Origin of the sequence: Methylophilus sp. 13, from assembly GCF_015354335.1 — a bacterium.
Lineage (GTDB): Bacteria > Pseudomonadota > Gammaproteobacteria > Burkholderiales > Methylophilaceae > Methylophilus > Methylophilus glucosoxydans.
Window position 1 is genome coordinate 336,898 of sequence record NZ_JADKYR010000003.1, and the last position, 12,688, is coordinate 349,585.

Annotated in this window: 14 protein-coding genes; 1 reads left to right on the plus strand and 13 read right to left on the minus strand. The window is 51.3% G+C overall.

Annotation, left to right across the window (positions count from 1 at the left end):
• Nucleotides 1–25: 25 nt before the first annotated feature.
• From INP77_RS09435 to INP77_RS09485, 11 genes are all read right to left on the minus strand, one after another.
• Nucleotides 26–832, minus strand: coding sequence for an ABC transporter permease (locus INP77_RS09435; RefSeq protein ID WP_194748767.1), 807 nt, complete (start codon nt 830–832; stop codon nt 26–28).
• Entirely contained in the window at nt 829–1,743 is a 915-nt protein-coding gene (locus INP77_RS09440) for an ABC transporter ATP-binding protein (RefSeq protein ID WP_368667932.1), read from the minus strand. Before INP77_RS09440 ends, INP77_RS09435 begins: the two co-directional genes overlap by 4 nt.
• Nucleotides 1,744–1,817: 74 nt before the next feature.
• Entirely contained in the window at nt 1,818–2,111 is a 294-nt protein-coding gene (locus INP77_RS09445) for an STAS domain-containing protein (RefSeq protein WP_194748768.1), read from the minus strand.
• A 31-nt stretch (nt 2,112–2,142) separates the two neighbouring features.
• Nucleotides 2,143–2,745 (minus strand): phospholipid-binding protein MlaC, encoded by a 603-nt coding sequence (locus tag INP77_RS09450; protein WP_194748769.1) that lies wholly within the window; start codon nt 2,743–2,745, stop codon nt 2,143–2,145.
• A gap of 24 nt (nt 2,746–2,769) precedes the next feature.
• Nucleotides 2,770–3,315 (minus strand): outer membrane lipid asymmetry maintenance protein MlaD, encoded by a 546-nt coding sequence (gene mlaD, locus INP77_RS09455; RefSeq protein WP_194748770.1) that lies wholly within the window; start codon nt 3,313–3,315, stop codon nt 2,770–2,772.
• Nucleotides 3,316–3,349: 34 nt separating this feature from the next.
• A complete protein-coding gene (gene mlaE / locus INP77_RS09460; RefSeq protein ID WP_194748771.1) occupies nt 3,350–4,144 on the minus strand; it encodes a lipid asymmetry maintenance ABC transporter permease subunit MlaE in 795 nt (264 codons plus the stop codon).
• Nucleotides 4,144–4,947, minus strand: coding sequence for an ABC transporter ATP-binding protein (locus INP77_RS09465; protein WP_194748772.1), 804 nt, complete (start codon nt 4,945–4,947; stop codon nt 4,144–4,146). Before INP77_RS09465 ends, mlaE begins: the two co-directional genes overlap by 1 nt.
• Before the next feature lie 129 nt (nt 4,948–5,076).
• Nucleotides 5,077–5,715 (minus strand): type II secretion system protein, encoded by a 639-nt coding sequence (locus INP77_RS09470; protein ID WP_194748773.1) that lies wholly within the window; start codon nt 5,713–5,715, stop codon nt 5,077–5,079.
• A 204-nt stretch (nt 5,716–5,919) separates the two neighbouring features.
• Nucleotides 5,920–7,062, minus strand: a complete 1,143-nt coding sequence (gene ccsB, locus INP77_RS09475) for a c-type cytochrome biogenesis protein CcsB (protein ID WP_194748774.1) — start codon at nt 7,060–7,062, stop codon at nt 5,920–5,922.
• Between the two features lie 24 nt (nt 7,063–7,086).
• Nucleotides 7,087–9,006: a cytochrome c biogenesis protein ResB gene (locus tag INP77_RS09480; RefSeq protein ID WP_194748775.1), complete on the minus strand. Its 1,920-nt coding sequence runs from the start codon at nt 9,004–9,006 to the stop codon at nt 7,087–7,089.
• A 203-nt stretch (nt 9,007–9,209) separates the two neighbouring features.
• Nucleotides 9,210–9,836, minus strand: a complete 627-nt coding sequence (locus INP77_RS09485; RefSeq protein WP_194748776.1) for a cytochrome c — start codon at nt 9,834–9,836, stop codon at nt 9,210–9,212.
• 110 nt (nt 9,837–9,946) lie between these two features.
• Between INP77_RS09485 and yihA the strand changes: the two genes are divergently transcribed.
• Nucleotides 9,947–10,582 carry a ribosome biogenesis GTP-binding protein YihA/YsxC gene (gene yihA, locus INP77_RS09490; RefSeq protein WP_194748777.1) on the plus strand — a complete coding sequence of 212 codons (636 nt, stop codon included), beginning with the start codon at nt 9,947–9,949 and terminating at the stop codon, nt 10,580–10,582.
• A gap of 36 nt (nt 10,583–10,618) precedes the next feature.
• On the opposite strand, the gene trmB is transcribed toward yihA, so the two are convergent.
• Nucleotides 10,619–11,329 carry a tRNA (guanosine(46)-N7)-methyltransferase TrmB gene (gene trmB, locus INP77_RS09495; protein WP_194748778.1) on the minus strand — a complete coding sequence of 237 codons (711 nt, stop codon included), beginning with the start codon at nt 11,327–11,329 and terminating at the stop codon, nt 10,619–10,621.
• A 173-nt stretch (nt 11,330–11,502) separates the two neighbouring features.
• The gene (locus INP77_RS09500) at nt 11,503–12,672 is read right to left on the minus strand and encodes a class I SAM-dependent methyltransferase (RefSeq protein WP_194748779.1); all 1,170 of its coding nucleotides are present in this window, start codon (nt 12,670–12,672) and stop codon (nt 11,503–11,505) included.
• Between the last annotated feature and the right edge of the window lie 16 nt (nt 12,673–12,688).

Here is a 12,688-nt window from a genome sequence, read left to right on the forward strand (position 1 = left end):
TGAATCTAGCCAGGGGTCTGACCAGCTAACTGCGTAATTTATAACCGGATTTTAACATCTTTAGGCATAGCCACGCCAATCCGAGCAAGAAGCTAGCCACCACTGCCAAACTCAGCCATGGCGACACGTCCCCCTGCCCGAAGAAGCCATAACGAAAACCGTCTATCATGTAAAAAAATGGATTCAATTGCGAGACCGCCTGCCAGAAAGGGGGGAGCGAGTGAATCGAATAGAAAACACCGGATAAAAACGTCAGCGGCATGATGACAAAGTTTTGAAAAGCGGCCATCTGGTCGAACTTGTCCGCCCAGATACCGGCAATCACACCAAACGTGCCCAGCAATGCGCTACCACAAAGGGCGAACGTGATAATCCACCCGGGATGCACCGTTGGTACCGACACAAAACACAACGCAACCAGATAAATACTCAACCCAACCACTAAACCACGGATCATGGATGCCGCCAGAAAAGCGATAAAAAACTCCATGGTCGTCAGCGGCGTGAGTAGCAGGAAGACAATGTTGCCCATCACTTTAGACTGGATCAGGCTCGATGAGCTATTGGCAAAGGCATTCTGCAACAAGGACATCATCATCAGGCCAGGCACCAGAAACGCGGTATAACTGACCTGATCGTAGACTTTGACGTGGGACTCCAGCACATGCGAAAAAATCAGCAGGTATAACAATGCTGTCAGAATGGGCGAAGCAATGGTTTGAAATGCCACGCGCCAAAAACGCAACAGCTCTTTTTTAAACAGCGTATAAACGCCGCGACGCTGCGGGCTGATTTTGTCATCCAGCCAAAAAAATGGATTCAGCCACTTCATGCCAGCACCCCTTGCTGATTCCCCACCAGGTTAAGAAAGACATCTTCCAGATCCGCCTCCTGCAGTTGCATGTCCAGCACCTGCACGCCCGCCTGACGCAACGCAGTCAGCACCGTTTCCACCTGCGTTAACTCCGTGATCGCCAGGACGACCTCTTCCCCGTTTTGCTGCTTGAGTAGCGGCTGTAACACAGCAGGCAAGGCCGCCGACAAGCGTAACGACAACTGCTTTGCGGCATGGCTCTTGAGCAAAGCGCGCGTACTGTCTAGCGCCACAACGCGGCCTTGCTTCATCATTGCCACGCGCTGACACAAAGCCTCAGCCTCTTCGAGATAATGCGTGGTCAAAATAATCGTATGTCCTTGCTGATTCAGTGTTTGAATAAACGCCCACAGCATTTGCCGCAATTCGACATCCACCCCTGCGGTCGGCTCATCGAGCACGATGACGGGGGGCTTGTGCGCCAGCGCCTGCGCAATCAGGGCCCGACGCTTCATGCCGCCCGACAGTTTTCGCATATTGGTATAGGCTTTGTCAGTGAGCCCCAGCCCTTCGATAATCTCATCGACCCAGACATCATTCTCGGGGCCATGCCCGAAATAACCAGCCTGGAAACGCAGCATTTCACGCACATTGAAAAACGGATCAAATACCAGCTCTTGCGGCACCACGCCCAATGCCTGACGCGCACGCTGATAATCAGACTGCACATCGTACCCCATGATGCGGATGCTGCCGCTCGTGGGTTGCAACAACCCCGCCATCAAATTGATCAGCGTGGATTTGCCTGCCCCGTTAGGGCCAAGTAAGGCAAAAAACTCGCCTTGCTCAATCTGCAAATCCACGCCCCTTAGGGCTTCAAACTGACCAAACCGTTTGGTAATTCCTGTGATTTCTATGGCAGCGGCCACGTCTATCCTTTCGCTATCCCAAAAAAACGAAACCCCACCTCGTCTGAGCTGGGGCTGTTCGATTTTGTGAGTGGTTAATTCAACAAGAATCCATCGACACCGTATAGCTGCATTAAACTTCGCAGATTGTCTGGCACCCCGACGACTGACATGTTACCCGGGTGCGTATAGTCATGATTAAGTCTGCGCTGTATCTCAAGAATCATACTGATCGCCACCGTATCCACCTCTTTCACCCCTGAAAAGTCCAGGGTCAGTGGCGAGGCGAGCTGCAGTTTTTGCAAGTCAGCTAAAGTTTCGCTGATATTGGCAATCAGCAAATCACCTTTAAAGTGCAAACTATTTTGTTGTTGCGTCAGTTGAGCCACCCGTTTCTCCCGATTTCTTCAGACCACGCAGTTATTTACCTGTGGCTGCCTTGTTCTTGTCCGCCAGTTTTTTCGTCAGGCTATCCAGACCATTTTGGCGAATTTCTTGTGCAAACTGGCTACGGTAGTTAGTGACCAGACTAACGCCTTCAATGACGATATCAAACACTTTCCAGTCGTCGCCTTTTTTTCCCAATGTGTAATCAACGGCAATCGGATCGCCACCAGGCTGCTGTATCGCCGTTTTGACGGTTGCTGTATCCGCCCCGGACTCCATGCGGAAAGGCTTGTATTCAATTACCTGATTTTTATATTTAGACAATGCAGTAGCATAAGTGCGTAACAGCAGCGTCTTGAACTCAGCCTGGAAAGCTGTTTTCTGATCTGGGCTCGCATTAGTCCAGTTTTTACCTAACACCAGACGTGACACTTTCTCAAAGTCAAAGTTTGGCAGTATCTTTTCTTCTGCCAGACTGAAAATCTTTTGCTGGTTGCCCGCTTGAATATCCTTATCGCTTTTGATGACTTCAATCACATCGTCGGCGGTCTTTTTCACCAGTTGATCGGGCGCCATTGCTGCCATTGCTACACCACTGACCAACCACATGGCTGCTGCCATCCACCACTTTTTCATCGCTATCCCTTTATATCGTTTGAGTTATTTGCCCACTTTATCAAGCGGGCTGGCATCTAACGCATCAACTGTACTTTCGGTTGATGTTGCTGCCGTTTTATTTCCATTGTCGTTACTTTCTGTCGCCTTGCTATACAAAAACTGGCTAATCAGTTTTTCCAGCACAACTGCATCCTGGGTCTGTGTAATCTTGTCTCCATTTTTGAGACTGACTTCGTCACCACCGGCTTCGAGCCCAACGTATTGCTCACCCAGCAAGCCTGCAGTGTAAATGTTGGCGAACGTATCTTTGGGGAACGCGTAACGAGCATCAATGTTGAGACTCACGACGGCCTCATAAGTTTTAGGATCAAACACAATATCATTGACGCGACCGACCACCACCCCTGCACTTTTCACAGGGGCGCGAGGTTTGAGGCCGCCAATATTCTCAAAGTTCGCCGTCACGGTATAGGTCTGGCCAATATTACTGGTAGTGAGATTGCCCACTTTCATGGCCAAGCCCAATAAAGCGGCCAATCCTAATGCCACAAAGATCCCTACCCATAAATCAATTGTTGTTCTTTCCATTGCTGCTCCCGCAAATATCTCGTACGTTGTCCTGCTAAACCGCGATCATGAACGAGGTTAATATAAAATCCAGTCCCAATACCGCCAGTGACGAACTCACCACTGTGCGTGTTGTGGCCCGGCTGACCCCCTCAGCGGTCGGCGGTGCATCATAGCCCTCAAACAAGGCAATCATGGTACAAGCCACGCCAAACACCAGGCTCTTCAACACGCCATTCAGGATGTCATACTGCCAGTCCACATTGGCTTGCATCTGTGACCAGAACGCCCCAGCGTCGACGCCAATCAAAGGCACTGCCACCAAATAGCCGCCCAAAATACCCACCATCGAGAACAAGGCCGCCAATATTGGCATGGCAATCACCCCCGCCCAGAAACGCGGGGCAATGACGCGTGCGATGGGACTGACCGCCATCATTTCCATGGCAGAAAGCTGCTCTGTCGCCTTCATCAACCCGATTTCAGCAGTAATGGCGGTACCGGCACGTCCGGCAAATAACAAGGCCGTAACCACCGGCCCCAACTCGCGCACCAGGGCCAACGAAACCAATACGCCAATCGCTTCCGACGAGCCGTATTTTTGCAACGTGTTATAGCCCTGTAAGGCCAGCACCATGCCGACGAAAAATGCGGAGACCAGAATAATGATCAGCGAGAGGACGCCAGTAAAATAAACTTCGCGGATCGTGAGCCGAAAGCGGCGAAAACTCTCGCCGGAGGAAATCAGCGTTAACCACAACAGGCGACCACCCGCTCCCAGACGCCAGATTTTATTGATAAAGCCCGCCCCCAGCTTGGTCAGCAGCCGCTTGATTTTATGCACAATCATTAACGCGCCCCTCTTAACAAACTGGCATGATATTCAGGCGCCGCATAATGAAAAGGAACCGGACCGTCTTTTTCACCATGCACAAATTGATGGATAAACGGCAACTCGGACTGACGCAGCTCATCGGGCGTGCCCTCAGCAGCGACAATGCCGTCGGCGACGAAATAGACGTAGTCTGCAAACTGGAACGTCTCTTCAACATCATGCGTGACAATGATAGAGGTTGCCCCCAGCACGTCATTCAGGCTGCGAATGAGGTCGCAAATAACGGCCATGGAAATCGGATCCAGTCCGGCAAATGGCTCGTCATACATGATAATGCTGGGATCCAGGGCAATCGCGCGCGCCAGTGCAACGCGTCTGGCCATACCGCCTGACAGCTCTGTAGGCATCAGGGCATGCGCACCCCGCAAACCAACCGCATTCAACTTCATCAGCACCAGGTCACGAATCATGCTTTCGGGCAAGCTGGTATGCTCGCGCATCGGAAACGCAACATTTTCATACACGGATAAATCGGTGAACAAGGCACCATGTTGAAACAACATGCCCATTTTCCGGCGCAGTCGATAGATGCCTTCACGATCTTGCTCATGAACGACCTCACCAACCACTTTGACTTGCCCCTTGGTCGGCTTTAACTGCCCACCGATCAAGCGCAACAAGGTGGTTTTACCGCTGCCACTGCCGCCCATGATGGCAACCACCTTACCTTTGGGAAACGTCATGTTGATGCCTTTATGCAACAATCGGCCTTTGTAGCCGAAAGACAGGTCTTGAATTTCTACAATTGCGTTCGCCATAGGAAGTGGGAGTTGTAAATCGGCTCTTATTCTAAAACAGATTCAAATTGAAAAGATGTATGTAAACCTCATAATACAAAAAGCCTGAAAAACCAGGCTTTTTGTATCAGCAATCTGTTGTATTCTACACTAAAAACTCATGCACACTAAGTAGGCCGTGCCGGGTAGCGGGGCGGCAACACCGGCACTAGGTGTGCCATTTAGGACAACACGCATGGCGCCAGTATTGCCCACACCGTCATCCAGCATGGTATCCAATTGCGCCGCATAACGCCCTAAAATCGCATCGGAACACATGGCGTGCGCACTGCTAAACGCGCCTGCGGTGACCGCTGTTAAAGCGGTCACGTTGCTGACACCCAACTGCCCGCCTTCACTATTGCGCGGCACATATTGCGTACTGGTGGGGTCGGTTGATCCGGTAGCCAAGCCCGCCAATCGCAAGTGTTGCCAGATTAAAAATGATTCATCCGTATCCGTGCTTGAATTCCAAGCACCTTGAATCAAGCCATTTTGTGTTTGCCCGTTCGTAGTCGCATTGGTGCCGTTGACATGGATATCTGCCGCATGATCATCCCCGGGCAAGACGCGAAAACGGTCTTGATAGCCATAAAAATAAGTGGGGATATTTCTAAAGTCACTGGCGAGACTTTTCACCTTGGCGTTGGCAATCAATTCTTGCCCGCGCATCACCCCGGCCAATAGCAACCCGGCGATCACAAGCACAATCGCCAATTCAATCAAAGTAAACCCTTGTTGTGTTTTCATGTTAAATCCTCCTGATAGCTTAAACCTGTTGTTAAAAGCATGACCCAAGACGCATCTGCACCGACGCTATGAATAGCCCGGCACAGCAATTACTTTAACATTAATTAAATATATTTAACAAATAAAACACCAGGAATCTGGCAAAAAGAGCAAAGAAAACGGGCAGATGTTTACACATCTGCCCGTTGAAATGACTACTTAAAATTAAAGCGTACCGTAAGAATGCAGCCCGCTTAAGAACATATTCACGCCCAAAAATGCAAACGTTGTCACCAGCAACCCGACCAGCGCCCACCAGGCCAACATGCTGCCGCGTAAGCCCTTCATGAGACGCAAATGTAGCCAGGCCGCATAATTTAGCCAGACAATCAGCGCCCAGGTTTCTTTAGGGTCCCATGACCAGTAGCCCCCCCAAGCCTCTGCGGCCCACATTGCCCCTAAAATCGTTGCAATCGTGAAAAATGCAAAACCGACCGCAATCGCTTTATACATCAAATCATCCAGCACATGCGGCGCGGGCAAGCGACTCGCCAGAATGCCCCGCTTTGCCAGCAGGTAAGCCCCGGCGACCATCGCCGCCAGCGAGAAGGCACCATAGCCTATAAAGTTGGCGGGTACATGAATCTTCATCCAGTAACTTTGCAAGGCAGGCACCAACGGCTGAATCTCGTTGGCATGACGATCAAAGGTATACCAGAGAATAAAGCCCACCGCGGCATTGATCACCACCAGCACAAAACCACCCAATTGGCGTGTTTTAAACAATTGCTCATAGTGCAAATACAACAAAGCCGTGATCAGGCAAAACAGGATAAACACTTCGTATAAATTGCTGATCGGAATATGGCCGATATCGGGTGCAATCAGGTAGGACTCATACCAGCGTACCATCAGGCCGACAAACCCAAACAAGGTCGCCGTCCACGTCAGGGCCGAGGCCACTTTGGCGGTGAACTCTGATTTTTGGAACATGGCCAGCCAATAGGTCAGCATGGCCAGTACAAACAGCACATTCATCCACATGATGGCAGACTGGCTGGCCAACAGAAACTTGAGCAAGAAGCGTTGACCACCCTGACTCAAGTCGCCCTGATAAACGTAGACGCCTATCAGGCTCAGCACAGCCACACCCAAGACCAGGCGGGCAATGGCTGACCAGCGCCAGCCCAAATAACTAAACACCGCAACTGCCCCAAACAGAAAGCTGACCTCGTAAATATCCATGAAGCCTGCATAGCGCTGATACGAAAACACCGCACCCGCCAGCAACAGAATGGCATAGACCCAATCAAACTTGCTTAACGACTGCCAGAAAGATACTGGCTTGGATAACGTTGACGTATTCATCTTATTCCCCGATTCAATAACGCATTATGCTGAAGGTGCTTGCAACAGCGTTGAAAGTTGCTGGCGCGCACGCGCAAAATCCTGATCCAAGTCCATATTTTTACGGTTAGACGACATGGCCACCAGGACTTCGTGCTGTGCAGGTTTGATCAATAACCACAAGCGACGTTCCTTAATATAGAACATGGCAAAAATACCCAGTACCAACATCACCGAACCCAGATATACCCAATTCTGCCCAGGCGAGCGCGTCAGTTGGAAACCACTGGCTTGTTTCAGCGTGTAATTCTTGAGCTGAAAATAATACGGCGTGCCATAAAAGAATAAGTCATTCATGGCATTCAGGCTATCCTGTATAAAGATGGCGCTGGTCTGATCCTCTGCGATAGGCTGCAAGTGACGTTGTGCACGGCTCATTTGATACGCCTGCATCGCTGCACGGTTCAACAATTTGAGATAAGTTTGTGCCGCTTGCTCGCGTTGGTCTTTGGGCACAGCGCTTTCAATAATGCGTGATAACTCACTGTAGCCGCCACGCTTGAAGGTCATTAGCAATTGCTGCAAGCTTTGCTCAAACTGCGCTCGTAATGTGGGGTTATTACCTGGCATTTGCGCGGCCACCTGCTGCGCGATCGCCTGAATCGACTTGTCATCGCGCAAGGTTTGGCGCAATCGCATAAAACCGGTGATTTCCATGTCGTCATCTGCGGGAATGCGCAAGTACTTGAAGTCCTCCTGCACGGTCTCACGCATGCCAGAGACGAAATAAGCGCGGCCATCCAGCATCAGAGGCTGCATGTAATTGACATACTCACGTGCCTGGCCACTGGCATTGCGCAATTTGAACGTGGTGTTTGGACCCACATTGTGCGGCTTACCTTTACCATCCGCCGACAAATTCAGGATATTAAACTGGCGAAACTCATTGAATTCGACGGTCAGCTTTTGCGCGCCGTCACCGAGCGAGCCTTTTTGCAAGATCACGCCATCCACATCAAAGCCATCCTGCTGGTTAGCGGCCAAATCCCAGAGTTTGAATTTGAGCTGTGAGCCACCATCCTGAAAGTCAGATTGGTAAATCGCAATCCCTTTGTAAATAAAAGGATGATTCACTCTGACCGTCGCCTCAATCGGTTGCTTCAGGTCTGAATCAGTGATGAGGATATCGCTTTCAAACGATTTCGGCATCCCGGTCGGGTAATGCTCGATACGAAAGTCCTTGAGCATGACCGTAAAAGGTAATTCTTGGACCAGATAGCCATCACGCACCCGTAAGAAAGACACGTTATCCCGTTCGCCTTCCGGCAAGGTCATATTGGCGCGGAATGAAAGGTTGCCCACCCCCAGCCGACTCTCAGGCGGCACCTGGCGTGAAGGAATATCGCGCGTCTCAACCTTTTTGTAACCCAGCAATTCCTGAATCTTGAACGGCAAATTGCCATCGAGCAGGCCACCAAAACAAATCACCACAATCGCGGCATGCGTAAAGATATAGCCCAAGCGCTGATGCGTCCCCAATTTGGCCGCAATCAGCACATCGCCATTAATTTGTGGCGTGGCCTTAAAAGTGTAACGCTCTGCCGTCAACCAGGCGGACAACTGTGACTGTAAGGCGGTTGCTGCCGAAGCCGTCGTCAGGCTGGCCTGATGCTCAAATAAACGTAAGGATTTTTCAGTGGCATGCTCTTTATAGGTTTTCCATTCCTTGAGCATGAGCGGTGTATTCCGCAGCACGCACAAGGTAGTTGAAATCACCAAAAACAGTAAAATCACCAAAAACCACGCCGCATGATAGACATCCAGCAACCCCAGCAATTCGAACAATTCAAACCAGAATTGACCGAACTTGACGATGTAATTGGTATAGGGCTCATTCTGCTTGAGTACGGTACCAATAATCGACGCAACGCCCAACAGCGTTAACAAGCTCACGGCAAAACGCATGGAACTCAGTAACTCATAAACACGCCGGGAAAATGAAGCTGGAGATTTCAAATCGTTCTCGTCAAAAGATGGATAAGTTTGGTTGCTGGTCAGTCACGGTCTTAACGCAAGGCCCGCTGTTGTGGACGACACAAAACTGCAAAGGTTGCATACGGCTACAGTAAAAAAGGTGGCCAAAGCCACCTTTTTCGAGCAGTCAAAAATTAACGCAAGCCTTGGATATAGTCTGCAACAGCCTGCATCTCGGCATCGCTCATTTTACCGGCGATGGTCATCATCATTGGTGCATTGGCGCGCTCACCAGTGCGGAAAGTACGCAGTTGCTGCAAGGTGTAATCTGCATGCTGCCCGGCCAAGCGCGGAAACTGCTTGGGCAATCCGGCACCCGTCGCGCCATGGCAAGCTGCACAGGCAGGCACTTGCGTTGCAGCAATCCCGCCGCGATAGATCTTCTCGCCCAGTGAGCCTTTACCATTGCTTTTCGCCTTGTTCAGCTTGATGCTTTGGGAAGAAAAGTATTTTGCCAGGCCTTCCATGTCTTCCTGGCTTAAGGCACCGGCCATGCCGGACATCACTGCGTTGGCACGCGTGCCTTCCTTAAAGTTAGTCAACTGCTTGACCAGATACTCAGGATGCTGACCCGCCAACTTGGGGTTGGTCGTAATCACACTGTTACCATCTGCGCCATGACAAGCCGCACAGACGTTCTGCACGATTTTCTCAGGGCCATTGACCGCTGGCGCCGCCGCAGGGGCCGCTTCCTCAGCAAAAACAGGCTGCAAGCCAGTTGCCAGCAATAAAAACAATCCCGCTTTAAAACTCTTTAACATATCTGAATGCCCCAACGTTTTTATTCTGCAGCATTTTATCAAACAAAGCCTGTTCGTGATAGCATGCAAGCCTGAATAGTCCACAAATCTTGAGTCAGCTCAACGCCATCATGCCTGTTTTCCAAAATGCCAGCTTTCACCTCTCTGCACACCACCTGCGGGACTTGCCCCCAGCCAGTGGCATTGAAGTAGCATTTGCCGGCCGGTCTAACGCCGGAAAATCGAGCGCGCTGAACACTTTGGCCAACCACAACCGGCTCGCGTTTGTGAGCAAGCAACCAGGCCGCACACAGCTGATTAACTTTTTCACCCTGGGCGATGACAAGCACCTGGTTGACCTGCCTGGCTACGGTTACGCCAAGGTGCCTGAAGCCATGCGCATGCATTGGCAAAACGTGCTGTCCCGCTACCTGAGCGAACGCAGCAGCCTGGCCGGCCTGGTACTGGTCATGGATAGCCGTCACCCACTCACACCACTAGACCGGCAAATGCTGGACTGGTTCTGTCCCAGCGGCAAACCGGTGCACGTACTGCTGACTAAAAGCGACAAATTGTCGCGAAGCGAATCTACCATCACCTTAGGTAAAGTCCGCAAAGAGCTCCAAGCCAACTGGGGAAATGCCATCTCCGTGCAACTCTTTTCCAGCCTGAAAAAGCAAGGGGTTGATGAAGCAGAAAAAGTGCTGGGCGAATGGTTCTTCGGTGGTGACACCCAAACGGAAGCGGTGGCGCCAGCCAGCGAATAAAAAAGGCAGACGCACAGTCTGCCTTTTTAGTGGACCTTAAACGCGCCTAAACACCAAATCCCACACCCCGTGTCCCAACTTGAGACCCCGGTTTTCAAACTTGGTGAGCGGACGGTAGGCCGGTTTCTCGGCATAATCTGCCGCAGTATTCTGCAACTGTGGCTCTGCGCGCAATACCTCAAGTACCCACTCGGCATACTCCTGCCAGTCAGTCGCCACATGAATGTAAGCGCCCGCTTTCAATTTTGAGCACAACAGTTTTACAAACTCAGCCTGGATCAATCGACGTTTGTGATGACGTTTTTTGTGCCAGGGATCGGGAAAGAAAATGTGTACGCCATCCAGCGAACCGTCTGCCAACATCTGCTGTAACACCTCAACCGCATCATGCTGAATAATACGGATATTCTGGATATCCCCCTCCTGCATCAACTTGAGCAGACTCCCCACGCCTGGAGTATGTACCTCGACTGCCAGAAAGTCATAGTCAGGCAAGGTTTGTGCAATCTTTGCCGTCGCATCCCCCATGCCAAAGCCGATCTCAAGGATTTTTTTGCTCTCGCTACGCGCGAATGCCTGATTCAGATCGAGCGGCTGCGCTGCATACTCGATCCCGAATTGCGGCCAGGCCGTTTGTAATGCGCGCTCCTGGCCCTTGGTCAAGCGGCCCTGACGCAGCACAAAACTGCGGATACGGCGTTGATAAGGCGCTTCGTCAATCGGGAGGGTTTGGTCTAATTCACTCATGGGGCGCATTATACTTGAGAGGCATGCTTTTGATTTTGTGATTTTTACGGTCTGCGCTTTCAGCTTCATTGCAACCACTCGCGAGTACAACAATGTGTCAATCAAGGTTGCATTCACTCAAGCGCAACCATGGCTGATTCAAGCAGACACGGCCGCCATCGACCGGCCTAAACTTAAAGCTGATGCCGCTTATCCCCTTGCAAAAAGCCCAGCAATGGCAACGAGATCCCTTTACTCAAAGCCAATACCTTGAATAATTCACCCATCTCCGCCGGTGACAACAGCTTTTGCACCGCAGCCACCTGCGGCAAATAATGGGCACTGTCTTCGGGATTGATCTGCTGTAGCAATTGCAGAATGCCGCAATTGATCAAAAACTGGGCTTGATTGGTGTATCCCGCGCAATCGAGTCCATGTGCCAATGCCGTTTCGGCCATGGCGGTAAAATCGACGTGGGCGGTGATGTCTTGCAAGCCGGGATACCGCAAGGGATCATCATGCGCATAGTGCTGATAATGACACATCAGTGTGCCCTGGTTGCGCTGCGGGTGATAGTACTCGCGGGCACTGAAGCCGTAATCAGGCAGCAAGATCAATCCTTGCTGCAACATCGCGGCGAGACTGGCGATCAATCCTTGTGCTGCAGGATTGATTTCGGTGAGATACCCTTCTGGCAACTGAGCGGCGTCGATGTGTGCGACGTCTGCTTCATTTTGCAAAGGGCGCGTTTGCCATACAAAACCATGTTCATAGCCAACCCCGCGCTCCAGCCAGCGGCCGCCATGCCACTCCACCAGCTGTACCGGGATTGCATCCAGCACTTCATTGCCAATCACCACGCCCGTGAATTGCTCAGGCAAACGATCCAGCCATTGCACCCGTGCATAAAGTTCGGCTGGCAAGCCTGCCTGCAAGCTTTCTTGCTGGCGCATCCGTAAGTTGGCACTTACCTCAAGGATGTAGTAGTGTGGGTGCAGCTGGTGCTGGGTATGCAGCGCCCGCAGCAAGCCTTGCGCCAATCTGCCGGTGCCTGCACCGAGCTCCAAAATAGCCCCCCCGGTTTCTAACAACACTGGAGCAAGCTGGTTGGCGATGGCGCGCGCAAAAAGTGGCGAAATCTGCGGGGCGGTCACAAAATCGCCGCCTATACCGAACTTATTGCCGCCGCCGCTGTAATATCCGAGGTGTGGCGTATACAAGGCTTGCTGCATGTAATCCGCAAAGGAAATCCAGCCGCCTTGTTGCTCAATATGCGCTTTGATCTGTTGGTGCAGGGCGTCGCTGTGCGCCTGCATCAGCGCATCCGGCACAGGCAAGCGGGAAGAAGTGGGTTGAACAGTCATTCAATCATTATAATGT

Bases quoted from the DNA above. Each gene is read 5' to 3' on its own strand.
- INP77_RS09435 (WP_194748767.1), bottom strand. From the start codon at position 832: ATGAAGTGGCTGAATCCATTTTTTTGGCTGGATGACAAAATCAGCCCG.
- INP77_RS09450 (WP_194748769.1), bottom strand. From the start codon at position 2,745: ATGAAAAAGTGGTGGATGGCAGCAGCCATGTGGTTGGTCAGTGGTGTA.
- mlaD (WP_194748770.1), bottom strand. From the start codon at position 3,315: ATGGAAAGAACAACAATTGATTTATGGGTAGGGATCTTTGTGGCATTA.
- mlaE (WP_194748771.1), bottom strand. From the start codon at position 4,144: ATGATTGTGCATAAAATCAAGCGGCTGCTGACCAAGCTGGGGGCGGGC.
- INP77_RS09465 (WP_194748772.1), bottom strand. From the start codon at position 4,947: ATGGCGAACGCAATTGTAGAAATTCAAGACCTGTCTTTCGGCTACAAA.
- INP77_RS09470 (WP_194748773.1), bottom strand. From the start codon at position 5,715: ATGAAAACACAACAAGGGTTTACTTTGATTGAATTGGCGATTGTGCTT.
- ccsB (WP_194748774.1), bottom strand. From the start codon at position 7,062: ATGAATACGTCAACGTTATCCAAGCCAGTATCTTTCTGGCAGTCGTTA.
- INP77_RS09480 (WP_194748775.1), bottom strand. From the start codon at position 9,006: ATGCGTTTTGCCGTGAGCTTGTTAACGCTGTTGGGCGTTGCGTCGATT.
- INP77_RS09485 (WP_194748776.1), bottom strand. From the start codon at position 9,836: ATGTTAAAGAGTTTTAAAGCGGGATTGTTTTTATTGCTGGCAACTGGC.
- yihA (WP_194748777.1), top strand. From the start codon at position 9,947: ATGCCTGTTTTCCAAAATGCCAGCTTTCACCTCTCTGCACACCACCTG.
- trmB (WP_194748778.1), bottom strand. From the start codon at position 11,329: ATGAGTGAATTAGACCAAACCCTCCCGATTGACGAAGCGCCTTATCAA.
- INP77_RS09500 (WP_194748779.1), bottom strand. From the start codon at position 12,672: ATGACTGTTCAACCCACTTCTTCCCGCTTGCCTGTGCCGGATGCGCTG.